This window comes from Xylophilus sp. GW821-FHT01B05, from assembly GCA_038961845.1.
Classification (GTDB): Bacteria; Pseudomonadota; Gammaproteobacteria; order Burkholderiales; family Burkholderiaceae_C; genus Xylophilus.
Map to the genome: position 1 here is coordinate 401,503 of CP152408.1, position 22,092 is coordinate 423,594.

General features: G+C 67.5%; 22 protein-coding genes. 12 read left to right on the plus strand and 10 right to left on the minus strand.

Annotated features, from left to right (window positions below; genetic code table 11):
* Nucleotides 1-15 precede the first annotated feature (15 nt).
* Nucleotides 16-966, plus strand: coding sequence for a TauD/TfdA family dioxygenase (locus AAFF27_01875; GenBank protein XAH23959.1), 951 nt, complete (start codon nt 16-18; stop codon nt 964-966).
* Nucleotides 963-2,024, plus strand: coding sequence for an ABC transporter substrate-binding protein (locus AAFF27_01880; GenBank protein XAH23960.1), 1,062 nt, complete (start codon nt 963-965; stop codon nt 2,022-2,024). Before AAFF27_01875 ends, AAFF27_01880 begins: the two co-directional genes overlap by 4 nt.
* Nucleotides 2,025-2,144: 120 nt before the next feature.
* Here the strand turns inward: AAFF27_01880 and ppk2 are convergent, their stop codons facing one another.
* The 9 genes from ppk2 to AAFF27_01925 form a co-directional block, all read right to left on the minus strand.
* Complete coding sequence (gene ppk2 / locus AAFF27_01885; GenBank protein ID XAH23961.1) at nt 2,145-2,912, minus strand: polyphosphate kinase 2; 768 nt, start codon at nt 2,910-2,912, stop codon at nt 2,145-2,147.
* A 214-nt stretch (nt 2,913-3,126) separates the two neighbouring features.
* A complete protein-coding gene (locus AAFF27_01890) occupies nt 3,127-4,125 on the minus strand; it encodes a D-glycerate dehydrogenase (GenBank protein XAH23962.1) in 999 nt (332 codons plus the stop codon).
* A complete protein-coding gene (locus AAFF27_01895; protein XAH23963.1) occupies nt 4,122-5,069 on the minus strand; it encodes a sugar kinase in 948 nt (315 codons plus the stop codon). The genes AAFF27_01890 and AAFF27_01895 overlap by 4 nt, the downstream gene beginning before the upstream one ends.
* The gene (locus AAFF27_01900; protein ID XAH23964.1) at nt 5,066-5,833 is read right to left on the minus strand and encodes a TIM barrel protein; all 768 of its coding nucleotides are present in this window, start codon (nt 5,831-5,833) and stop codon (nt 5,066-5,068) included. The genes AAFF27_01895 and AAFF27_01900 overlap by 4 nt, the downstream gene beginning before the upstream one ends.
* A gap of 123 nt (nt 5,834-5,956) precedes the next feature.
* Entirely contained in the window at nt 5,957-6,733 is a 777-nt protein-coding gene (locus AAFF27_01905) for an amino acid ABC transporter ATP-binding protein (GenBank protein ID XAH23965.1), read from the minus strand.
* Nucleotides 6,734-6,867: 134 nt separating this feature from the next.
* Nucleotides 6,868-7,659 carry a transporter substrate-binding domain-containing protein gene (locus AAFF27_01910; protein ID XAH23966.1) on the minus strand — a complete coding sequence of 264 codons (792 nt, stop codon included), beginning with the start codon at nt 7,657-7,659 and terminating at the stop codon, nt 6,868-6,870.
* A gap of 31 nt (nt 7,660-7,690) precedes the next feature.
* Entirely contained in the window at nt 7,691-8,344 is a 654-nt protein-coding gene (locus AAFF27_01915; GenBank protein XAH23967.1) for an amino acid ABC transporter permease, read from the minus strand.
* Nucleotides 8,345-8,349: 5 nt separating this feature from the next.
* A complete protein-coding gene (locus AAFF27_01920) occupies nt 8,350-9,021 on the minus strand; it encodes an amino acid ABC transporter permease (protein XAH23968.1) in 672 nt (223 codons plus the stop codon).
* A 155-nt stretch (nt 9,022-9,176) separates the two neighbouring features.
* The gene (locus AAFF27_01925) at nt 9,177-10,238 is read right to left on the minus strand and encodes a LacI family DNA-binding transcriptional regulator (protein ID XAH23969.1); all 1,062 of its coding nucleotides are present in this window, start codon (nt 10,236-10,238) and stop codon (nt 9,177-9,179) included.
* Nucleotides 10,239-10,416: 178 nt separating this feature from the next.
* Here AAFF27_01925 and AAFF27_01930 point away from each other — a divergent pair, with 178 nt between their 5' ends.
* The 9 genes from AAFF27_01930 to AAFF27_01970 all read left to right on the plus strand — a co-directional run bounded on the left by AAFF27_01930 (nt 10,417) and on the right by AAFF27_01970 (nt 20,292).
* A complete protein-coding gene (locus tag AAFF27_01930) occupies nt 10,417-11,190 on the plus strand; it encodes an enoyl-CoA hydratase/isomerase family protein (protein ID XAH23970.1) in 774 nt (257 codons plus the stop codon).
* A 98-nt stretch (nt 11,191-11,288) separates the two neighbouring features.
* Nucleotides 11,289-11,933 (plus strand): TetR/AcrR family transcriptional regulator, encoded by a 645-nt coding sequence (locus AAFF27_01935; GenBank protein XAH23971.1) that lies wholly within the window; start codon nt 11,289-11,291, stop codon nt 11,931-11,933.
* 101 nt (nt 11,934-12,034) lie between these two features.
* Nucleotides 12,035-13,003, plus strand: a complete 969-nt coding sequence (locus AAFF27_01940) for a tripartite tricarboxylate transporter substrate binding protein (protein ID XAH23972.1) — start codon at nt 12,035-12,037, stop codon at nt 13,001-13,003.
* Nucleotide 13,004: 1 nt separating this feature from the next.
* Nucleotides 13,005-13,781, plus strand: coding sequence for an SDR family NAD(P)-dependent oxidoreductase (locus tag AAFF27_01945; protein XAH23973.1), 777 nt, complete (start codon nt 13,005-13,007; stop codon nt 13,779-13,781).
* A 30-nt stretch (nt 13,782-13,811) separates the two neighbouring features.
* Nucleotides 13,812-15,011, plus strand: coding sequence for an acyl-CoA dehydrogenase family protein (locus AAFF27_01950; GenBank protein XAH23974.1), 1,200 nt, complete (start codon nt 13,812-13,814; stop codon nt 15,009-15,011).
* A 3-nt stretch (nt 15,012-15,014) separates the two neighbouring features.
* Nucleotides 15,015-16,103 carry an acyl-CoA dehydrogenase family protein gene (locus tag AAFF27_01955; protein XAH23975.1) on the plus strand — a complete coding sequence of 363 codons (1,089 nt, stop codon included), beginning with the start codon at nt 15,015-15,017 and terminating at the stop codon, nt 16,101-16,103.
* 15 nt (nt 16,104-16,118) lie between these two features.
* Nucleotides 16,119-18,215, plus strand: coding sequence for an acetate--CoA ligase family protein (locus AAFF27_01960; GenBank protein XAH23976.1), 2,097 nt, complete (start codon nt 16,119-16,121; stop codon nt 18,213-18,215).
* A complete protein-coding gene (locus AAFF27_01965) occupies nt 18,205-18,768 on the plus strand; it encodes a nuclear transport factor 2 family protein (protein ID XAH23977.1) in 564 nt (187 codons plus the stop codon). The genes AAFF27_01960 and AAFF27_01965 overlap by 11 nt, the downstream gene beginning before the upstream one ends.
* A gap of 291 nt (nt 18,769-19,059) precedes the next feature.
* Complete coding sequence (locus tag AAFF27_01970) at nt 19,060-20,292, plus strand: porin (protein ID XAH23978.1); 1,233 nt, start codon at nt 19,060-19,062, stop codon at nt 20,290-20,292.
* A gap of 91 nt (nt 20,293-20,383) precedes the next feature.
* On the opposite strand, the gene AAFF27_01975 is transcribed toward AAFF27_01970, so the two are convergent.
* Nucleotides 20,384-21,172 carry an SDR family oxidoreductase gene (locus AAFF27_01975; protein XAH23979.1) on the minus strand — a complete coding sequence of 263 codons (789 nt, stop codon included), beginning with the start codon at nt 21,170-21,172 and terminating at the stop codon, nt 20,384-20,386.
* Nucleotides 21,173-21,323: 151 nt separating this feature from the next.
* Between AAFF27_01975 and AAFF27_01980 the strand changes: the two genes are divergently transcribed.
* Nucleotides 21,324-22,085 (plus strand): helix-turn-helix domain-containing protein, encoded by a 762-nt coding sequence (locus AAFF27_01980; GenBank protein XAH23980.1) that lies wholly within the window; start codon nt 21,324-21,326, stop codon nt 22,083-22,085.
* Nucleotides 22,086-22,092 lie beyond the last annotated feature (7 nt).

A 22,092-nucleotide genomic window follows, 5' to 3' on the forward strand; every position in this document is an offset into this window, starting at 1 on the left:
ACCAGGAGATATCCCATGAGCGCTGTCCTGTCTTCTTCCGCCGCCACCGCATCTGATGCGGTCCTCGACATCCGCCAACTGGCCGGCCGTATTGGCGCCGAGGTGCGCGGCCTGCGCCTCTCCGGCAGCCTGGCGCCCGAGACCTTTGCCGCCGTCAAAGCCGCGCTGCTGCAGCACAAGGTGCTGTTCTTTCGCGGCCAGCAGCATCTGGACGATGCCGAGCACGAGGCCTTTGGCCGCCTGTGGGGCGCGATCGAGCCGCATCCCACCGTGCCTTCGCCCGACGGCCGCACCCTGCTGGAGCTGGATTCGCGCCACGGCGGCCGCGCCAACTCCTGGCACACCGATGTCACCTTTGAAGTGGCGCCGCCGCAGGTCGGCGTGCTGCGCGCGGTGGTGATACCGCCCCTCGGCGGCGACACCGTCTGGGCCAACACCGCCGCCGGCTACGACAGCCTGCCCGCGCCGCTGAAGACGCTGGCCGAGTCGCTGCGCGCCGTGCATGGCAATGACTACGACTACGCCGCCCAGCGCTCTGGCGACGAGGCCGGCGCGCAGACTGAGGGCCGTGAGAAGTACCGCAAGGTCTTCACCTCTACCCTGTTCGAGGCCGAGCACCCGGTGGTGCGCGTGCACCCCGAGACCGGCGAGCGCACGCTGCTGCTGGGCCACTTCGCGAAGAAGCTGGTGGGCTACTCGTCACATGATTCGCAGCGCATCATCGAAGTGCTCACCGCCCACATCCTGCGCCTGGAGCACACCGTGCGCTGGAGCTGGGCGCAGGGCGACGTCGCCATCTGGGACAACCGCGCCACCCAGCACTACGCCATCAACGACTACGGCGACGCGCACCGCGTGGTGCGCCGCGTTACCGTCAGCGGCGATGTGCCGGTGGGCGTGGACGGCCAGCGCAGCAAGGCATTGACTGCACAGCCTGCGGCCATCGCGGACCGGGTGCCGGCATGAAGCAGCGTTTGTGGGCCGTCGCGCTGGCCCTTTTCACCGCCGTGCCCGCCCTGGCCGCCGGCCTGCCGCAGGTGATCCGCCTGGCCGCGCCCGAGCAGGGCAGCAGCGGTCATTCCTTTGCCGGCGCGCAGCCGCTGTCGCTGGTCTATGCGCGCAAGGCGCTGGAAGAAGAGTTTGCCAAGGACGGCGTGAAGATCGAGTGGAAGTTCTTCAAGGGCGCCGGCCCGGCCATCAACGAAGGCCTGACCACCAAGCAGCTCGACATCGTCTACCTGGGCGACCTGGCCGGCGTCATCGGCCGCGCCAATGGCCTGAAGACCCGGCTGGTGGCGGGCGCCGCGCGCGGCACCAACAGCTACCTGGCGACCACGCAAGGGTCCGGCATCCAGAGCTTCAAGGATTTGAAGGGCAAACGCGTGGCCGTGCTGCGCGGCACCGCTTACCAGTTGCCCTTCAACCGCTTGCTGGAAGAGGCTGGGCTGGGCGAAAAAGACGTGCGCTTTGTCAACCTCGACTGGCCCACCTCCAAGGCAGCGCTGGTGTCGAAAGACATAGATGCCACCTTCGGCGGCACCGACCTGAACCTGCTCAAGGAAAACGGCACGGCCCTGATCCCGGTCAGCACCCGGGGCAAGCCGGCGCGCTTCAGCATCCAGTCCGGCCTGATCGCCACGCAGGACTTCATCGACCAGTACCCCGATGCGCTGGTGCGCGTGCTGAAGGTGGTGGTGCAGCAGGCACGCACTGCCTCGGACGACAGCCAGCGCGCCGCGCTGTATGACGACTTTGTGCGCGCCAGCGGCCTGCCCTTGGCGATCTTCCGCAGCGAGTTCGAGGGCACCTCGATCAAGGCGCGCTACTCGCCGCTGATCGACGACGGCCTGGTCGCCCGCTACAAGGAAGTGGTGGCCGGCGCCAAGCAGATCGGCATCATCCGCCAGAGCTTTGACGTGGACGCCTGGGTAGACCGCCGCTTCATCGACCGTGCCCTGCGCGAGACTGGCGCCGAAGGCTTCTGGGAGCCGACCGACGCGGCCGGCGTGGCATTGAAGCCCTAATGCGTGCTATTAAAAATAGAGCTTGATGCCGGTGTATATCCTGAACTTCAGCATGTTTTGTGCCTGAAATGCAGGAAATGCCTGGGCATCAAGCTATCTATTTTGTAGTGCTGCCACAGCTCAATTCTTCAGCGGCTTGAGCACGCCGTAGCGCTCTTTCAGCGGCTTCTTGGGCAGCGGCTCCAGCGCAAGAAGTGGCTCTTTCACCTCGGTATCGGGCATGCGCTTGAGCAGGTCGCGGACCAGCGTCAGCCGACCTTGCCGCTGGTCATTGAAGTCCAGCAGCGTCCAGGGCGCATGGCGGGTGTGCGTGGCCTTCAGCATGGCTTCGCGCGCGCTGGTGTAGTTGGCGTAGAGCTTGCGCGCCTCCAGGTCCACGGGCGAGAGCTTCCAGCGCTTGAGCGGGTCGTTGTGGCGCTCGGCAAAGCGCTCTTCCTGCTGCGCCTGGTCGGTCGCCAGCCAGTACTTGAAGAGCAGAATGCCGTCGTCCACCAGCATCTGCTCGAACACCGGCACCTGCCGCAAAAAAGCTTTCACCTGCGCCTCGGTGGCATAGCCCATGACCCGCTCCACGCCGGCGCGGTTGTACCAGCTGCGGTCAAACAGCACGATCTCGCCGGCCGCCGGCAGATGCGTCACGTAGCGCTGGAAGTACCACTGCGTGCCCTCGCGCTCGGTCGGTTTGGGCAGCGCCACCACGCGGCACTGGCGCGGGTTCAGGTGCTGCGACACCGCGCCGATCGCACCGCCCTTGCCGGCCGTGTCCCGCCCCTCAAAGATCACCAGCACCCGCTGCCCGGTGGCCGCCACCCAGCGCGCCATGTGGGCCAGCTCTATCTGCAGCGGCTCCATTTGCTGGTCATAGTCCTTGCGCGAGAGTGTTTTCATGGTGCGAATGAAAGAGCGGTGGTCCGGCGCATTGTGTCGCGCTGCAAGGGCGCGGTGCAAGCCGCTTCTCAAACCAATCCCTTTCAAGGGCTTGTGGTCTGTTCGGTAGTTCTGTAGTTTTGCTGAGTTCCGGAGCCGGGGCGAACTCCCGGCACCCGCCGCCAGCAAGGCACACAGCGCAGGGATATCTCAAAGACCTCGAAAGGGATGCTTCTTAAGCCGTGCGTGTGTCGTACACCGCCTCCGGCCGCTCCCCCGCCAGCGCCTGCAGCAGGTTGCGCGTAGCCATCGCCGCCATCGCATGCCGCGTCTCGTGCGTGGCCGAGCCTATGTGGGGCAGGGCGGTGAGCTTGGGGTGCGTGCGCAGCGGTGAATCCAGCGGCAGCGGCTCGGTGGCGAACACGTCCAGGCCGGCGGCGCGCAGGGGGCCGTGGTCCAGTGCCTGCAGCAGGGCGGCTTCATCGACGGTGGCGCCACGGCCGCCGTTGATGAAGATGGCGCCGGGCTTCATCAGCGCGAATTCGCGCGCGCCCATCAGGCCGCGTGTCTCGGGCGATAGCGGCAGGGCGGCGACGACGATGTCGGATTGGGCCAGCAAGGTATCCAGCGCGGTGTGCTGTGCGCGGCCGGCCAGCTCGGGTGCGTGCTGCTGCAAGTCCACCGGCTTGCGCGCGTGGTAGAGCACCGGCATGCCAAAGCCCAACGCGGCACGTCGCGCCACGGCCTGGCCAATGCGGCCAAAGCCGAGCAGGCCCAGGGTCTTGCCGTGCACGTCGGTGCCGAACAGGTCCGGGCCTATGTTCTGCGTCCAGCGGCCGTCGCGCACCAGGTTGGCCAGCTCGACCACGCGGCGGCTGGTGGCCATCAGCAGCGCAAAAATGGTGTCGGCGGTGGTCTCGGTCAGCACGCCGGGCGTGTGGCACAACAGAATGCCGCGCGCCCGCAGCGCGGCCAGGTCGTAGTTGTCCACACCGACCGAGATGCTGGACACCACCCGCAATTGCGGCGCGCGCGCCAGCACGGCGGCGTCTATGGGGTAACTGGAGCCGATCAGGCCCTGCGCTTGCGGCAGCGCGGCGTCGAAGGCGGCCTTTTGCGCGGCGTTGCGCGGGTTGGCCACGGTCACATCGTGTGCGGCCTGCAGCAGCGCCAGCTGGTCGGCCGGCAGCTCGCGAAAGACCAGCACCTGCTGGCGTGCGGCCGTGCTGCTCACAGGCCGGCTTCCAGCAGTTCGGCGCGGGTGGGCAGGCCTTCGGAGTCGCCCATGACCTGCACCTGGCGCGCGCCTATCCAACTGCCGCGCCGCACGGCGTCTGGCACGCTGCGGCCTTCCAGCAGGGCGCTGATGACGCCCACGGCAAAGCCGTCGCCGGCGCCTACCGTGTCCACCACGCGCTCTACCGCAAAGCCGGGCACGTAGCCGGTGCCGGCGCTGGCGTCGTCGTAATAGGCGCCCTCAGGCCCGAGCTTGACGACCACCAACTGCGCGCCGGCCGCGCGGTAGAAGCGGGCCACGCCTTCGGGTGTGCTTTCGCCGGTCAGCAGGTGGCCTTCTTCCAGGCCGGGCAGCACCGTCTGGGCCTTGGCGGCCAGGCGGTTGATCTCGGTGCGCATGACTTCGGTCGAGGCCCACAGCGTGGGCCGCAGGTTGGGGTCGAAGCTGATGCTGCGGCCGGCGGCGCGTGCCACGTCCAGGCAGCGGTGTGCGGCTTGCAGAGTGCTGGGCGAGATGGCCGCAAACACGCCGGTGGCATGCAGGTGGCGCGCGCCGGCAAGCCAGGTGGTGTCTACGTCGTCCGGGCCCATCAGGCTGGTGGCCGAGCCCTTGCGGTGGTATTCGATGGCCGGGTCGCTGCCGTCATCCACGCGGCCCTTGAACAGAAAGCCGGTGCGCTGCGCCGGGTCGCGCACGACCTTGGCGCAGTCCACGCCCTCTTGCTGCAGCGCGGCCAGCAGGTAGCGGCCCATGGAGTCGGCGCCCAGCCGGCTGGCCCAGCCCACGCGCAGGCCCAGGCGCGCTAGGCCGATGGCCACATTGATCTCGGCGCCGGCCATGCGGCGGTGAAAGGTCTCGACCTGCTCCAGCGGGCCGGGCTCGGCGGCCACGAACATCATCATGGCCTCGCCAAACACGGCGATGTCCAGGCTATGCGTCATGCGGTTTCCTTGTGTGCGGCGGCGATGGCGCGCAGTTGCTCAATTTCATGCCGGGTGACGGCTTGCAGCTCGTCACCGATCAGCGGGTATTCGATGGCCCAGGGCAGGCCGGCGGGCAGGGCGCGCAGCACCGCGCGCCAGGGCGCGGCGGATTCCGCCAGCGGCACCGCCACCCATTTGTCGGGCCGGCGCTGCACGCCCTTGCAATGCACATAGCCCACGCGCGGCGCGAAGGCGGCAGCAGCCTGCAGCGGGCATTCGCCCAGGTAGTGCCAGTTGCCCATGTCAAAGGTCATGGGCAGGGCCAGGCCGGCGGCGTCGGCCGCGGCAAAGAAGCGCTGCAGCGCGTCGAGCGTGCCGGCGCTGGTGGTCTGGTCGTTTTCGATCAGCAGCTCGACGGGGCTGTCGGCCAGGCGGCTGCGCAGCTCGGGCAGGCCGGTGGCGCTGGCGAAGCCGCCGATGGACATCTTGAGCCGTGGCGCGCCCAACTGCTGGGCCGTGTCCAGCGCGCGTTGCAGCGCCGCGCCGTCCAACTGACCGTCGGCACGCCACAGGCCTTCGGGGCTGGAGTAGACGCGCACATGGCCGCTGGCGCGCAGCGCGGGCAGCTCGGCCGCGGCATCGACCAGCAGCTCGCCGCGCACCTCCACGCCATCGGCGCCGGCCTGCTGCGCCAGTTGGGTGAAATAGCGCTGGCCATGGCGGCGCACTTCGGCCGCGCCAAAGGCGGCGAGGGAGATCAGGATGTCAGGCGCGGTGCGCATGCGGGCTTTCGGGGGAAGGAGTAGGCACGGCCCCGTTCGGGCTGAGCTTGTCGAAGCCGGGGAGCCCTTCGACAGGCTCAGGACAGGCCCTTCGACAGGCTCAGGGCGAACGGGTTCTGGGTATCAGGCGTGGTTCGATGACAGGATCTGGCCCAGGAAGGTGCGGGTCTTCTCGTGCTGCGGCTGGGCAAAGAACTGCGCGGGTGGCGCCTGCTCGATGATCTTGCCGTCGGCCATGAAGATCACGCGGTCGGCCACGCTGCGGGCAAAGCCCATTTCGTGCGTCACGCACAGCATGGTCATGCCGTCTTCGGCCAGGCCGATCATGGTGTCGAGCACTTCCTTGACCATCTCAGGGTCAAGCGCGGAGGTGGGCTCGTCAAACAGCATGATCTTGGGCGTCATGCACAGGGCGCGCGCAATCGCCACGCGCTGCTGCTGGCCGCCAGAGAGTTGGCTGGGGTACTTGCCGGCCTGCTCGGGGATGCGCACGCGTGTGAGGTACTTCATGGCTACCTCTTCGGCCTGCGCCTTGTCCATGCCGCGCGAGCGCATCGGCGCCAGCATGCAGTTCTGCAAAATGGTCAGGTGCGGGAACAGGTTGAACTGCTGGAACACCATGCCGACCTCGGCGCGCACCCGGTCCACGTTCTTGCCGCCGGCGGTCAGCTCTATGCCATCGACCTCGATGCGGCCTTGCTGCACCGTCTCCAGCCGGTTGATGCAGCGGATCAGCGTCGATTTTCCCGAGCCCGACGGCCCGCAGACGACGATGCGCTCGCCGGCCTGCACCGCCAGATCGATGCCGGTCAGCACCTGGAACTGGCCGTACCACTTGTTCACGCCCTCCATGCGGATGATGGGGGCGGTGCTGATGGAGGACGCGACTGCGTTGGTCATAGCTCTCTGCTTTGGTCGATGGTGGCGGCTGCATCCCCTTCGCAGGACACCGCGGAACCGGCTTTGCCGGGCCGTTGGTGTCGCCCCCAGCAAGGGGGTTGGCGAAGACACGAAGTGCGTAGCCTGGGGGGTTACTAAAACGCTGGAAGGTCTGCGTCAAGCCACTTGCGGTAGAGCTTGTTCAGCTCGCCATCGGCCTTGTGCCTGGCGATGAAGTCGTTCACCGTCTTCTCCAGCTCGGCCTGGCCCGGGCGCATGGCGACGCCCATGGCCTGCTGCACCAGGTTGAACTTGTTCTCATAAGTGCCGGCCGGTGCGCGCTTGGCGATCTGCGCGGCCACGGTGACCGAGCAGCCAATGGCATCGACCTGGCCCGACAGCAGCGCCTGCATGGCGGTGGCGTCGTCGTCGAAGCGGCGGATCTCCGTGCCCTCGGGCGCGGACTTGGTCACCGCGATGTCTTGCGTGCTGGCACGGGCCACGCCTACGCGCTTGCCCTTCAAATCGGCTGCGCTCTTGATGTCGTCCTTCTTCAGGCCGTAGAGCACGATGGTGGCGGCCGCGTAGGGCTGCGAGAAGGTAACTTGCTTGGCGCGCTCGGGCGTGATGGCGAGCGAGGCCACCAGCAGATCGACCTTGTTGGTCAGCAAGAACGGGATGCGGTTCGGGCCGGTGACCGGCACGATGTTGGCCTTGACGCCCAGGTCCTTGGCCAGCAGCTTGGCCACGTCGGCGTCGTAGCCGTCGGGCTGGTTCTGCGCATTGGTGGTGCCGTAGGGCGGGAAGTCCACCAGCATGCCGATGGTGATCTCGCCCTTCTTCTTGATGTCGGCCACGGTCTGTGCGTGGGCGGGAGCGATGGCGGCCAGGGCGGTGCCCAGCACCAGGGCGGCGGCGACGGTGCGGCGTTGCAGCAAGCGGTTCATGGAAGTCTCCTGTTGGGATTTGGGGAAAGGCTCAGCGTGAAAGTGCGCCCGCCAGGCGCCGCTCCATGCGCGTGGCCAGCAGCGACAGCGGCCAGCACAGCACGAAGTAAATGGCCGCCACCACGCCGAACACGATCAGCGGCTGGAAGGTGGCGTTGTTGATGATCTGCCCGGCGCGCGTCACCTCGGTAAAACCAATGATGGCCGCCAGCGAGGTGCCCTTGATGATCTGCACCATGAAGCCCACGGTGGGCGGCACGGCGATCTTCCAGGCCTGCGGCAGCACCACGTCGCGCATGCGTGAGGCGTAGGAGAGATTCAGCGCCTCGGCCGCCTCCCATTGGCCGCGCGGGATGGCCTGGATGCAGCCGCGCCAGATCTCGCCCAGGAAGGCACTTGAGTTGAGGATCAAAGCAATGCCCGCCGCCACCCAGGGATTGATGTCCAGGCCCAGCACCGGCGCGCCAAAGAAGATCAAAAACAGCTGCAGCAGCAGCGGCGTGCCCTGGAACACCTGCACAAAGGCCGTGGCCACGCCGCGCACCCAGGCCAGCGGCGACACCCGGCCCAGCGCCACCAGCAGGCCGCCGATGGAGCCGCCGACAAAGGCAATCGCCGACAGCGCCAGCGTCCACTTGGCCGCCTCGAGGATGAACAGGAATTCCGCAAAACCGAAGGTACGCATGGCGGCTACTTTCGATCCGGGTAGTTGAGCGTGGTGTTGAACACCAGCTTGAAGAAGGCCGAGAACGCCAGCGACAGCAGCAGGTAGATGGCGGCCACCACGATGTAGATCTCGAAGCTGCGGAAGGTCTGCGACTGCAGGTTGGCCGCGACCGAGGTCAGGTCATCGGCCGAGATGACGGACACCACAGCCGAGCTGAGCATCAGCAAGATGAACTGGCTGCTCAGCGCCGGGTAGATGGCGCGCAGCGCGGGCTTGATGATGACGAAGCGAAAGATCTCCCAGCGCTTCAGGTTGAGCGCCAGGCCGGCCTCGATCTGGCCCTTGGGGATGGATTCGATACCGGCGCGGATGATCTCCGTGGCGTAGGCGCCCAGGTTCACCACCATGGCCGTCAGCGCCGCGGTGTGCGGCGTCCAGCGCAGGCCCAGCGCCGGCAGCGCAAAGAAAAAGAAGAACAGCTGCACCAGGAAGGGCGTGTTGCGGATCAGCTCGATATAGGCATTGATCGCAAAGCGCAGCGGCCGCGGCCCGGCCGTCTTGCCCCAGGCGCACAGCACGGCCACCGCCAGGCCCAGCACCATGGCCATGAACGACAGCTCGATAGTCGTCCAGGTGCCCCTGAGCAGCAGCGGCCAGGCAGCAAAGACGTCGCCAAATTGGAAGGTGTAGTTCACTGGAGCATGCGTGGGTCTGAAACCGGTTTCAGTTTATCGCCGGGCCATGCATGCCAGCACTCGGGGATATCCCTAGCGTCGCGTATGCCGCACACCAAAAATATGGGTCAAATATGCCTTTAGCCCAGGTGTGGACTGGGCTATTAGCTATCTATTTAGTAGTTTCCTGGCACGCGCGGCGATGAACCACGCGCCACCAGTTGCCCCGGCAGCAGGATTTCGCGCGGCGCAAGCGTGGCGCCGCGCAGGCGCTCCAGCAGGCACTGCGCCGCGGCGCGGCCGAGCGCGTCGGTGGGCTGTGCAATGGCCGACAGGCCGGGGCCGACCAGCGGCGCCCATTCGGTGTCATCGAAGCCGATAAAGCCCAGCTCGCGCCCAAACTGCCAACCCAGCCGCGCCACCGCTGCGGCCACGCGCAGGGTGGCGATCGCATTGCCGCTGAGCACGGCGGGCGCGCGCTTGCCGGCCTGCTGGCGCCACTGCTGCAGCGCCAGGCCGGTCGCGTCGTCACCCACATGCTCCAGCACCGTGCCGGCGATGCCGACCTCGGCCGTGAAGGCGAGGAAGGCGGCGCTGCGCTCCATCCGCGAGCTGACGCCGGCCACCGGCTCGGTCACCAGCAGCAGATCGCGGTAGCCCTGGTCAAACAAATGCTGCGCCGCCAGCCGCGTGGCGGCGGCGTTGTCGAGCGAGACGAAGTCGGCCTGCAGCGTGTCGTTGCGCCGGTCCACCAGCACCATGGGCCGGGCGTGGCGCGCGGCCTCGGCCATGGCGGCGGCGTCGTCGCCCACGCGGTTGAGGATGAAGCCCTCTACCTGGTAGGCGGCCAGCGCCTCGATCGCCTGGCGCTCGCGCCCGCCCTCGTTGCCCAGGTTGAACAGCATCACCAGGTAGCCGGCCTCCTGGCAGGCCTGCTCGGCGCCGCGCAGCACCGCCACCGAATAGGGGTTGGTCACGTCGGCCACCACCAGCCCGATGATGCGCGAGCGCCCGCGCTTGAGCGCCTGCGCCATGGGGCTGGGCGCATAGCCCAGCGCCGTCACCGCCACTTGTACCCGCGCCGCGATATCGGGCGTGAGCAAGGTCTCGCGGTGGTTGAAGAAGCGTGACACCGTGGCCTTGGACACGCCCGCCGCGCGCGCTACGTCGTCAATGGTGGCGCGGGCTGCGGGCGCAGAGGCGGGCGGGGTGAGCGGTGGTGCGGGCTTGCGGGGCATGGTGAAACCAGTTTCAGCGATGGTAGCGGTGCGGCTGCCTTGTCGCGGCTGGGACATTCACCCCCCGGGTCAGGGTTGCTCCCTCTTGCCGCCGGCCCTGATTTGCGCGACAGTTTATTTACCGTGCGACAGGTAGATTTATGCATTCAATCTCCTGGAGCCATCAACAGAGGAGCCTATGGATTACCAGACCCTGGAACTGGCGGTGCAGGATCGCATTGCCGTCGTCACCCTGAACCGTCCGCCCGTGAATGCGCAGAACGCCGAGCTGCGCGGCGAGATCACGCAGGTGTTTGATGAGCTGTCGGACCGCGACGATGTGTCCGTCATCGTGCTGACGGGTGCCGGCAAGGTGTTCTCGGCCGGCGCCGATATCCGCGAGCGGCCCAATCTGGGCAGCACGCCCGGCGCCTACGGCCGCCACAACCGGTTGGTGCGCGAGTCCTACTACGCGGTGGTCGAGTGCAGCAAGCCCATCATCGCGGCGATCAACGGGCCGGCCATGGGCGCGGGCTTTGGGCTGGTGATGGCGGCCGACATCTGGGTGGCCTCAGAAGAGGCCTATGTCTCCATGCCCGAGATCAATGTTGGCCTGGCCGGCGGCGTGACCTTTCTGCAAGAGGTGTTTGGCCGCTCGCGCGCGCGCCGCATGTTCTACACCGGCATGAAGGTGACGGGGCAGGAGCTGTACCGGCTCGGCCTGGTGGAAGCCTGCCTGCCGCCGGCCGAGCTGATGCCCTTTGCTATGGAGCTGGCGCGCGAGATCGCCTCCAAGAGCCCGATCGCCCTGCGCCTGGCCAAAGAGGCTGCGCGCATGACGCAGGTCATGCCTACCCGCGATGCCTATCGCTATGAGCAGGGCAACACCGTTGCCTTGTCAAAAACCGAGGATGCGAAGGAGGCGCAGCGCGCCTTTCTGGAGAAGCGCGCGCCGGTTTACAGCGGGCGCTGAGGGCATGCCCCCAGAGGGCGGCTGCTATTATCTTTGGCCCCGTCCGGGTGCGACCCGGCCGGGGCATTTTGCGTCTCATATTCCAGAAGGACCCGCCCATGGCAACCCGACAAACGGCCCCAGCGGCGACCCAGTCCGACACCCCGCCAGGCCGCAACCGTTCCGATGCGCGGCAAGAGCAATTGATCGAGATCGCCTGCCGCCTGTTCGCACAAAAAGGCTACGACGGCACCTCGCTGCGCGACATCGCCGACGAGGCCAAGATCACCAAGGCCGCGCTCTACTACCACTTCCCCAACAAGGAAGCGCTGTACGAGCGCATCGTGCTGGAGTCCATGCAGGCGCTGGTGGACTCGGTGCGCAGTGCCATGGCCGAGGGCGCCAGCCCCAAGGACCGGGTGCGCCTGTTCATGCAGGCCTCGGCTGATTTCCTGGACCGCAGCCGCAACTCGTGGATCGCCGGGTCCAACGCCTTCTGGTCGGGCAGCCAGGGCGACCCGCGCGCCGGGGCGGTCTATCTGCGTGATGAGTACGAGCACCTGCTGCGCGACTGCCTGAACGAGGCCATTGCGCAAGGCCAGTTCCGCCCGGTGGACCCGGCCATGGCCGGGCGCATGCTGCTGTCCATGCTGAACCACATCTGCCGCTGGCACTCGCCGCGCGGCCGCCTGAGCACGCGCCAAGTCATCGAGCAGTACCTGGACATGGCCTTCGGCGGCCTGTGCACGGCCCCGGCGCGCTGAGCGTTTTCCTGGCGTAGATCCCGGCCCCTCGCCATTCGCGAGGGTAAACCCCGGCGCGTTACTTACCGGCCGTTAGGTAAACTTTCTGGAGAGGTCTACCGATGCATGCCATTCACCGACTCTTTCTTGCGCTGCTCCTGGGGCCGGAACTGCTGCCGGCGCAGGCCCAGACCTTCCCGTCCAAGCCGGTGCAGATCGTCGTGCCCTATGCGCCGGGCGGGCTGACCGACAACCTGGCGCGCATCGTCGCGCCGGCGCTGTCGGCCAAATGGGGCCAGCCGGTGCTGGTCGAAAACCGCAATGGCGGCGGCACCTCCATCGGCACCGCTGCCGTGGCACGTGCCCCAGCCGACGGCTACACGCTGCTGCTGACCGGCTTTGGCTATGTCGGCAACCCCTTGCTGATGAAGAACCTGCCCTATGACCCCAAGGACCTGGCGCCGCTCACCATCGTGGCCGACTCGCCCAGCGTGCTGTTCGTTTCGGCCAGGCTGCCGGTCAACAGCGTGGCCGAGCTGATCGCCTATGCCAAGGCACGGCCCGGGCAGGTGGTGTTTGCCTCTTCCGGCAATGGCTCCAGTCCGCATATCGCGGCCGAGCTGTTTGCCTCCCTCAACGGCATCGAGATCGTGCACGCGCCCTATCGCGGCAATGGCCCGGCGCTCAACGATCTGCTGGGCGGGCAGGTGCAGGCCCTGTTTGATTCGCCAGCCTCGCTGTCCTATGTGCAGGCCGGTCGGCTGAAGGCACTTGGCGTGGCCAGCGCACAGCCCATCGCCCGCGCGCCGCAACTGGTGCCGTTCGCGCAAGCGGGCGTGCCGGCGCTGAAGCAGTTCATTGCCGGCGGCTGGTTTGGCTTCTTCCTGCCCAGCAAGACACCGGCCGCGCTGCAGCAGCGCATCTACGCCGACCTGCGCGCGGTGCTGGAGCAGCCGGAGGTAAGCGCAAGCCTGGAGCGCGCCGGCGTCGAGCCGCGCCTGCAGACCACTGCTGAATTCACGGCCTATCTGCAGGCCGAACACGACCGTTGGGCGCCGGTAATCCGCGAGCGCAACATCAAATTGGAGTGATATGGCGACCTTAGCCAACACCATCACCAACGGCACCCACGCCGTTGACCTGCGCGCCCCGCGCCTGCAAGGCCGCCGCATCTTCATCACCGGCGCCGCCTCCGGCATAGGCGCCACCGTCGCCAAGCTGTTCGCAGCCGAAGGCGCGCGCGTGGCGTGGGCAGACCGGCAGGCCGTCAGCGCGCCCATCGGCGCGGATGACTTGTCCTTCGAGCTTGACGTGAGCGATGAAGCCGCCGTGCACAAAGCCGTGGATGCTGCCGCGGCAGCCTTCGGCGGGCTCGATGGCGTGGTGAATGCGGCGGGCGTGGCCAATACCGATCTGCTGGCCGAGTTGTCGGCCAGCGATTGGCGCCGTGTCATCGACATCAACCTGACCGGCAGCTTTTTGGTTTGCAGCGCCTGCGAGCCCTACCTGCGCCAGGCGCCGGGCGCCACCATCGTCAACTTCTCCTCCGGCCAGGGCCTGCAGCCCTTCCGCCGCCGTGGCGCCTATGCGGCCTCCAAGGCGGGAGTGATCTCGCTGACCAAGACGCTGGCGCTGGAGTGGGCACCGATACGCGCCAACACCATCTGCCCTGGCGCGGTGGATACGCCCATGGTGCGCGCCGGCTACAGCGAAGAGGTGCTGCGCGAGCAGGTGGCGCCGCGCTATGCGCTGCAGCGCATCGGCCAGCCCGTGGAAATCGCCCACGCCGCGCTCTACCTCAGCTCGCGTGAATCCTCCTTCGTGACCGGCGTGGCCTTGGCCGTCGACGGCGGCCGCAGCTTCCATTGAAACGCGAGCAATCCCTTGCCTTCCTCCGACATGACGAGCACCACACCGACCCTTTCCTTCGACCCCTATGCGGCCTTCCGTGAAGAGCTGCGCCAGTTTGCCGAGCAAGAGTGCCCGCCTGCGCTGCGCGCCATCGTGCGCGACCAGTACAAGCTCACTCGCCCCGACTACCGCGCCTGGCAAGAGAAGCTGCATGCGCGCGGCTGGGGCGCGCCCAACTGGCCGGTGCAGTACGGCGGCACCGGCTGGGACCTGCAGCAGCGCTATTTGTTTGAAGAGATCACGGCCCAGGCCGATTGCCCGCCGCAGTACCACCACGGCCTGGGCCATATCGGCCCGGTAATCATGCATTTCGGCACGGAGGCGCAGAAGGCGCGCTTTCTGCCGCGCATCCTGGACGGCAGCGAGTGGTGGTGCCAGGGCTACTCGGAGCCCGGCGCCGGATCGGACCTGGCCTCGCTCAAGACCTCGGCGGTGCGCGACGGCGACGACTACGTGGTCAACGGCCAGAAGGTCTGGACCTCGCATGCGCAAGAGGCCGACATGATGTACACGCTGGTGCGCACCTCTACTGAGGGCCGCAAGCAGGCCGGCATCTCGCTGTTGCTGATCCCCATGAATACGCCGGGCATAGCGGTGCGGCCAATTCCCACCATCGACCACTGGCACCACGTCAACGAGGTGTTCCTGAACGACGTGCGCGTGCCCTGCGCCAACCTGGTCGGCACCGAGGGTGAAGGCTGGAAGTGCGCCAAATTCTTGCTCGACCGCGAGCGCCTGTCGCCCGCCACCGTGCCGCGCCTGGCGCGCCTGGCCGAGCAGATGGAGGCGCTGCTGCAGCAGCGCCGCAGCCATAGCGGCGCCTCCCCCAGCCAGCATGTGCTGCTGGAGCGCCTGTACCTGGCGCAGGCCGGCGTCATGGGCGCGCGCGAGATGCTGCTCAGCGCCATCCAGGAAGAAATGCAGGGCACCCTGGCCGCATCGAAATCCTCGGCGCTCAAGCTGCATTGCTCCGAGCTGTCGCAGCAGTTGATAGGCATCGCGCTGGACATCGTCGGCCCTGAGCACGCCGCGCGCCTGGTTGAGGGCGTTGCCGCCACGGCAGACGACCCTGCCGATGTGCAGCGCCAGCTCGTCCACACCTACCTCTTCTACCGCTCGCGCAGCATTGCCGGCGGTACCAGCGAGGTCCAGAAAAACGTCATTGCCCGCGACCTCTTCGGAGCCTGAACCATGCCCTTCCATGCCTCGCCGATGTTCCCCGGCGATCTCTACGACACCACGCTGCGCGTGGCGGCCACCGCAGCGGTGACCGAAACCTTTCAGGCACAAGAGCCCAGCGCCACCTGGAGCCAATTCCTTGCGCTGGGCTGGCAGGCGGTGCTGGTCGCTGAAGACCTGGGCGGCGCAGGCGCCTCCTTGGGCGACGTGGCCGCCATCGCCGAGGCCGCCGGCCGCTATGCGCTGCCGGCACCGCTGGTGGCGCGCTGCGCCGTGGTGCCCAGCCTGCTCGCCGGCCTGCCGGGCCAGCCCGTGGCCGAAGCGCTGCTGCGCGAGGTGGCTACCGGCGCCGCGTCGGTCTGCCCGGTGCTGGATGCCGCGCCCGGCACCATCGCCGGCCGTGTGCAGGGTGAGCGCTTGTTGCTGGACGGCAGCCTGCGCGGTGCCGACCTGACCGAGCCCGCCACGCACTTTTTGTTCATTGCGCATGAGCCCGCTGGCGACGCGCTGCTGGTGCTGGCGCCGCGCGACGCGCTGCCGGGCCAGGCCCGCAGCTACTTGGGGCTAGACGCGCGGCAGACCGTGGACATTGCCGTGGCCGGCATTGAGTTGCCGTTGTCCTGCGTGCTGGCCCGCGGCGCGGCGGTGGCTGCGCTGGTGGAGCGCGCGCGCGCCGTCGGCGCCCTGATCGCCTGCGCCCAGACCGTAGGTGCCATCGGCGCCATGATCGAACAGACCATCGACTACCTCAGCGCGCGCCAGCAGTTTGGCGTGGCGCTGTCCACCTTCCAGGCCCTGCGCCACAAGGTGGTCGAGATGTATGTGGCCTACGAGAACGCGCGCGGCCTGGTGCGGCAACTGGTGCTGGCATTGGACGCGCGCGGCGATGCCGTGCTGCGCCAGGTGTCGCTGGCCAAGCTCTACCTGTCGGTCACCGGGCGCCAGGTGGCAGAGGCCACCATCCAGCTGCATGGCGGCATCGGCATGTCGCGCGAACTGCCGGCGGCGCGGCTGGCCATGCATGCCTTGTCGTGCAGCCTGCAGTGGGGCGACCGCTTTGCCCAGCTGGACCGCCTGGCGGCCGAGCCGGTGCTGCACTGAGCCAGGATGTTTGCCATGCACTCGCTCCATCCCCTGTTCCATCCCGCATCCGTTGCGCTCATCGGCGCCTCGTCCGACCCAGAGCGCATTGGCGGGCGGCCGCTGCGCTTCATGCTCGAAGGCGGCTTTGAGGCACCGCTCTACCCCGTCAACAAAAGCGGCGCCAGCATCCAGGGCCTGCCGGCCTACGCCAGCGTGCTGGACATCCCGCACCCGGTAGACCACGCCATCATCTGCGTGCCCGTGGCCGGCGTAGAGGCGGCTGTGCGCGACAGCATCGCCAAGGGCGTCAAGGCCATACAGGTGATGACCGCAGGCTTTGCCGAGATCGACGCCGCCGGCCGTGCGCTGCAAGACCGGCTCGTTGCTATGTGCCGCGACGCCGGCGTGCGCATGCTGGGCCCGAATTCGCTCGGCCTGCTGAATGTGCCAACGCGCTTCTTCGCCACCTTCTCGACCGCGCTGAATGGGCTCAAGCCCATGCCCGGCCCGATCGCGCTGGCCACGCAGAGTGGCGCCTTTGGCTCGGCCACCTATGGCATGGCCTCGCTGCGCGGGCTGGGCTTCAGCAAGATCATCGCCACCGGCAATGAGGCCGACGTGGACGTGGCCGAGTGCATCGACTACCTGGTGGACGACCCCGACACCCGCGTGATCTGCGCCGCGCTGGAATCTTGCCGCGATGGCGAGCGCCTGCGGCGCGCGTTGCTTAAGGCGGCAGCCGCCGGCAAGCCGGTGCTGATCATGAAGGTGGGGCGCACCGAACTGGGCGCTGCTGCCGCATCCACCCACACCGGCTCGCTGGCCGGCAACGACGTGGTTTACGACACGGTGTTTGCCGAGTGCGGCGCCTGGCGGCCCGAGTCGATCGAAGAGATGCTGGACATCGCCTACCTGTTCTCCGTGGCCGGCGCATTGCCGGCCAACGCGGATGTGGGCGTTGTCACCGGCTCGGGCGGCATCGGCGTGCTGATGGCCGACGACGCCGGCGAGCGTGGCCTGGCGCTGCCGCCCCTGCCAGAGCTGGCACGCCGCGCCGCGCTGGAGCTGCTGCCCTTTGCCGTGGCCAGCAACCCGCTGGACATGACGGCGCAGGTGACGGCGGTGGCCAGCGGCGTGCCGCGCACCGTGGCCACCATGCTGGACCACGCGGGCTACGGCACGGTGTTTGCCTACCTGGCGCACGTGGGCCTGTCGCCGCAGCGCTTTGCCAGCACGCAGGCAGAGCTGATCGCGCTGAAACAGCGGCACCCGGGACGCATGCTGGTGCTGGTGATGCTGTCCACGCCCGAGGTCAACCAGGCGCTGGAGCAGCAGGGCATTGCTGTGTTCGAAGACCCGTCACGCGCAGTGCGCGCGGTGGCGGCGCTGGCGCGCCTGCAGCAGCGGTTGGGCGCGCTCTACCAGCCGGCGCACAAAGCGCTTGATGCCAGCACGCTGGGCGACGTATCCACCGAAGACGGCGCCAAACGCGCCCTGGCCGCAGCCGGCCTGCCGGTGCTGCCCGAGCGCCTGTGCCGCAGCGCCGCCGATGCGGCACAGGCGGCGCAGGCCATGGGCTTCCCGGTGGTGGCCAAGATCGTCTCGCCCGATATCCCGCACAAGACCGAGGTGGGCGGCGTGATGCTGCGCCTGCAGGAGGCTGCGGCCGTGCAGGACGCCTACGCCCAACTGCTGGCCCGCGCCAAATCCGCCCGGCCGGATGCGCGCATAGAAGGCGTGCTGATCGCGCCCATGCTGCAAGGCGGTGTCGAGGTGATCCTGGGGCTGCACCGCGACCCGACCTTCGGGCCCATGCTGATGTATGGCTCTGGCGGCACGGCGGTGGAGCTGTTCCAGGACGTGGCCTTTGCCTCGGCACCGGTAACGCCCGAGCGCGCGCGTGCCTTGCTCAACGCCGTGCGCTCCACGCAACTGCTGCGCGGCTGGCGCGGTGGCCCGCAGTACGACGAGGCGGCGCTGGTCGATGCCATCTGCCGGCTGTCGGACTTTGCCCTGGCCCACGCCGACGTGCTGGAGAGCGTGGACATCAACCCGCTGGTAGTGCGCACGCAAGGCGCTGCCTGCCTGGACGCGGTCATCACCCTGCATGGAGACTCCCATGAGCACTGAAGCCCTTGAATCCCGTATTGCCGCACTGGAGGCCCGCCTGGCGGAGCTGAGCGACCGCGACGCCATCCGCGAATGCCTCTACCGCTACTGCCGCGGCATAGACCGCTGCGACGAGGCGGCGCTGCGCTCGTCCTACTGGCCCGACGCCACCGATCAGCACGGCCCCTACAAAGGCACCGCCGCCGGCTTCATCGAATGGGCGCTCGACAAGCGCAAGGACGGCGCCCGCACGGTGCACCTGCTGGGCAATATCTCGATCGAGCTGCATGGCGCCGCAGCGGCGGTGGAGAGCTATTTCCAGGCCCACCAGATCGACCAGGACGCCGAAGGCAAACCGCGCGAAACCTTTCTGTGCGGGCGCTACGTCGACCGCTTCGAGCGCCGGGGCGCGGAGTGGCGCGTGGCGGCGCGGGTGGTGACTTATGACTGGATGCGTGAGGCCCCCGGGCCCACCACCAGCGACGCCGAGCGCATGGGCGTGCGCCAGCCGGTGGGCGCGCCGAAACCGGGCGATCCCTGGTATTCGCTGGTGGGAAGTTTCTCGGCCTCTTGATTTTGATTAGAGGTGCTTGATTATTAAAAGACCGAACTCCTCAGCTTTTATATAAGCCCTTTGGTATTAATAAACTTGCTTTTCTGCAAGGGCTTTGGCTCGCCTGTACGGCGGGCTTTTTTTTGTCTCAGGACATACCCGCACCCCTCGAAATGCCTCTTGAAAGTGCTGTTTTTGCTCTCTAGCATTCGTGCTAACCGGCTGGCAGGTAGTTTTTTGGATGTGATGCACTGGCCGGAAGTGCGCAGCTTTTCTGCGTTTTCAAGATATTGAGTCGTGAGGAGACAATTCATGCGATCAGTGCCGTGCGCAAGCACAAAAATAACTCCGAAGAATCGGCCGTCTCATAATGCTCTGGCGCTTATTGCCGCCGCCCTGTGCATCGGCGGCGCCGGCCCGGCGGGGGCGCAGCAGGCGCAGAAAGAAGAGCTGCGCCAGATCATCCTGCCGGCCGGCGGCATGGCCGCCACGCCGGCCAGCAGCGTCACCATCTACGGCTTGCTCGACACCAGCGTGGCCTATGCGTCGGCACCTGGCGGGCGCATCTGGAAGCTCGACAGCGGCCACATGAACGGCTCGCGCCTGGGCTTTCGCGGCAGCGAGGACCTGGGCGGCGGCCTGCGCGCCAACTTCCTGCTGGAGGCCGGCATCAACAGCGACACCGGCACCTCGGGCCAGAACCAGGGCGCGGGCGCCAAGTTCTTCGGCCGTGGCTCCATCGTCGGCCTGTCGGGCAGCTTTGGCGAAATCCGGCTGGGCCGAACCGTCGTCTCCATCGCGTCGGAGGCGCAGGCGGTAGGCGATGCCTTCGGCCTGGGCGGCGCCGGCAATCTGCAAGGCATCCAGCCCGCGACCGGGCGGGTCAACAACACCATCTGGTACCAGTCGCCAAGCTTCAACGGCTTTCTGACCAAGCTCTCGTATTCGCCCGGCGAGCACAGCAGCCAGCCGCCAGACAGCAGCAAGGCCGGCAACCAGATTGCGGTCTCGGGCTTCTACGCCGCCAACGACTTGAGCGGGGCCGTGGCCTACACCACGCTGCGCAGCCCGGTCGACCTGAGCACGCTGCGCTGGTTCAACTCCAGCCTGGCCTACAACTTTGGCTCATTCAAGCTGTTCGGCTCCTTTGCCACCTTCAAGAACCCTGGTGCGGCTACCACGCCGGCCGTGCATGCGGGGCTGGACAACAACGTGCAACTGGCGGGCTTCCCGCTGGTGGGCTACTACGCCGGGCAGGACGACCGCAGCGTCTCATTGGGCGTGGCCGTTCCCTTTGGCGTGAGCACCATCCTGGCGCAGGCGATCCGCGTGGACGACCGTGGTCCCTTGAACCGCGACGCGACCCAGTTCGGTATCGCCTACCTGTACGCGCTGTCCAAGCGCACCAGCCTCTATGTGGACTACGGCAAGGTCAAGAACAGCAATGGCGCGGCCTATGCGGTGACGGGCGCTACTTCGCAGGCGGGGCTGAGCAACAACGGCAATAGCGACGTGTTTCACATGGGCGTGCGGCACGCTTTCTGAAGAGCTGTAGCTTGAGGGGCTAGCAGTGCCTTGCATCAAAATTTTGATGAAATATGCCTATAGCCCTTTACCTGTCTGGGCTACTAGCTATCTATTTGATAGTTTTCCAGCCCGCCATGGGCAGCGAGCCCATCAGCGTCTGCCCCAGGCCGCCGTCCACTTGCAGCTCGGCGCCGCTGACATAAGCCGCGTCGGGCCCGATCAAAAAGGCCGCAACGGCGGCCATGTCCTCGGGCTCGGCCAGGCGGCGCAGGGGCACGCGCTGCTCGCGCTGCGCACGGGCCTGCGGATCGGCATAGGCCACGGCGGTACCGGGCGTGAGCGTCAGGCCGGGCGACAGCGCATTGACGCGTATGCCGTCCGGCCCCCATTCACCGGCCAGTTGCCGCACCAGCATCAGTGCCGCCGCCTTGCTCGGGCTGTAGGCGCCCAGTGGCGAGGTGGCATGGGTGGCGGATATCGAGGCCACCAACAGCAAGGCGCCGCGCGCATCACGCAGTGCCGGGTAGGCGGCCTGCGCCAGCAGCCAGGGCGCGCGCGTGTTGACGGCAAAGACACGGTCCCAGGCTTCTACCGTGTAGTCCGCCAGCAGCCCGGGTGTGGCAAGGCCCGCGTTGCTGACCACCGCATCCAGGCCGCCAAACGCGGCCACCGCCGCAGCACAAAGGCGGGCAGGAAAGGCCGCATCGGCCAGATCACCCGTCACGGTAATTGCGCTGCTGCCCAGGGCCTGGAGTTCGTCCTGGAGCGTGGCCAGTTCGTGGGCATGCACATCGGCCAGCGCCAGTTGCGCGCCGCCCTGGGCAGCGGCATCGCGGGCGATGCGCAGTGCGATGGCGCGGCCTATGCCGCGTGCTGCGCCGGTGACGATGCAACGCATCACGTGGCCTTGCGCTGTGTGTGGAATGTGCCGGGCTTCATGTGGTGTCTCCTTTGCATACGGGCGCACCATGATGTCGCCGGCGCAGTGAAGCCCCAAGAAAAACGCAGCCTCGATGGCTACTATCACGCATGTGATTTTGGAGACAAGCATGAGCCTTGCCACGGTGAAGTCCGCCACGCGCGTGCTGCAGGTGCTGGAACACTTCGCGCAGGTGCGCAAGCCGCTGCCGCTCAAGCAGATCAGCGATGCGCTGGGCTATCCGCAGTCCAGCACCACGGTGCTGCTGAAGAACCTGATTGCGCTGGGCTACCTCAACTACGACCGCGCGGCGCGTGTGTACTTCCCCACGCTCAAGGTGGCCTCGCTGGGCGACTGGGTCCCGCACGCGCTGTTTGGCCAGGGCCACATCATGGAAGTGCTGCGCGACCTGCACAGCGCCACCGGCGAGACGGTATCGATCAGCGTACTCAACGACATCTACCTGCAGTACATCCGCGTGATCCAGTCCACGCACGCGCTGCGCTTCCACACCGACGAGGGCAGCATGCGCCCGCTCACGCAATCGGCCGTGGGCTGGCTGCTGCTGACAGACCGTTCGGATGCCGAGGTGGAGAAGCTGGTGCACCGGGCCAACATCGCCACGCCGCTGGCGGAAGACCGCGTGGCGCTGGAGACGATTGCGGCGCAGGTGGCCGATGCGCGCAGCCGCAAGGCGCTCTACATGGAGAACATGCCGCTGCTGGGCGGCGCCACCATCGGCGTGGTGCTGCCGTGCCGCGTGCAGGGGCATATCGCGGTGCTGGGCCTGGGCGGCACGATAGAGCGCATACGCCCGCACCGCGCGCGCTACACCGCGCTGATGCGCCGGCTTGCGCAGCAGCTAGAGGCGGAGCCGCCGGCTGCTGCATAGGCCCAAA

What these genes read in the sequence shown, in the direction of transcription:
- AAFF27_01905 (XAH23965.1), bottom strand. Translation starts at nt 6,733, where the DNA reads ATGACCAACGCAGTCGCGTCCTCCATCAGCACCGCCCCCATCATCCGC.
- ppk2 (XAH23961.1), bottom strand. Translation starts at nt 2,912, where the DNA reads ATGAAAACACTCTCGCGCAAGGACTATGACCAGCAAATGGAGCCGCTG.
- AAFF27_01980 (XAH23980.1), top strand. Translation starts at nt 21,324, where the DNA reads ATGAGCCTTGCCACGGTGAAGTCCGCCACGCGCGTGCTGCAGGTGCTG.
- AAFF27_01900 (XAH23964.1), bottom strand. Translation starts at nt 5,833, where the DNA reads ATGCGCACCGCGCCTGACATCCTGATCTCCCTCGCCGCCTTTGGCGCG.
- AAFF27_01950 (XAH23974.1), top strand. Translation starts at nt 13,812, where the DNA reads ATGACGAGCACCACACCGACCCTTTCCTTCGACCCCTATGCGGCCTTC.
- AAFF27_01880 (XAH23960.1), top strand. Translation starts at nt 963, where the DNA reads ATGAAGCAGCGTTTGTGGGCCGTCGCGCTGGCCCTTTTCACCGCCGTG.
- AAFF27_01895 (XAH23963.1), bottom strand. Translation starts at nt 5,069, where the DNA reads ATGACGCATAGCCTGGACATCGCCGTGTTTGGCGAGGCCATGATGATG.
- AAFF27_01960 (XAH23976.1), top strand. Translation starts at nt 16,119, where the DNA reads ATGCACTCGCTCCATCCCCTGTTCCATCCCGCATCCGTTGCGCTCATC.
- AAFF27_01970 (XAH23978.1), top strand. Translation starts at nt 19,060, where the DNA reads ATGCGATCAGTGCCGTGCGCAAGCACAAAAATAACTCCGAAGAATCGG.
- AAFF27_01940 (XAH23972.1), top strand. Translation starts at nt 12,035, where the DNA reads ATGCATGCCATTCACCGACTCTTTCTTGCGCTGCTCCTGGGGCCGGAA.
- AAFF27_01975 (XAH23979.1), bottom strand. Translation starts at nt 21,172, where the DNA reads ATGCGTTGCATCGTCACCGGCGCAGCACGCGGCATAGGCCGCGCCATC.
- AAFF27_01955 (XAH23975.1), top strand. Translation starts at nt 15,015, where the DNA reads ATGCCCTTCCATGCCTCGCCGATGTTCCCCGGCGATCTCTACGACACC.
- AAFF27_01965 (XAH23977.1), top strand. Translation starts at nt 18,205, where the DNA reads ATGAGCACTGAAGCCCTTGAATCCCGTATTGCCGCACTGGAGGCCCGC.
- AAFF27_01925 (XAH23969.1), bottom strand. Translation starts at nt 10,238, where the DNA reads ATGCCCCGCAAGCCCGCACCACCGCTCACCCCGCCCGCCTCTGCGCCC.
- AAFF27_01945 (XAH23973.1), top strand. Translation starts at nt 13,005, where the DNA reads ATGGCGACCTTAGCCAACACCATCACCAACGGCACCCACGCCGTTGAC.
- AAFF27_01935 (XAH23971.1), top strand. Translation starts at nt 11,289, where the DNA reads ATGGCAACCCGACAAACGGCCCCAGCGGCGACCCAGTCCGACACCCCG.
- AAFF27_01930 (XAH23970.1), top strand. Translation starts at nt 10,417, where the DNA reads ATGGATTACCAGACCCTGGAACTGGCGGTGCAGGATCGCATTGCCGTC.
- AAFF27_01910 (XAH23966.1), bottom strand. Translation starts at nt 7,659, where the DNA reads ATGAACCGCTTGCTGCAACGCCGCACCGTCGCCGCCGCCCTGGTGCTG.
- AAFF27_01875 (XAH23959.1), top strand. Translation starts at nt 16, where the DNA reads ATGAGCGCTGTCCTGTCTTCTTCCGCCGCCACCGCATCTGATGCGGTC.
- AAFF27_01915 (XAH23967.1), bottom strand. Translation starts at nt 8,344, where the DNA reads ATGCGTACCTTCGGTTTTGCGGAATTCCTGTTCATCCTCGAGGCGGCC.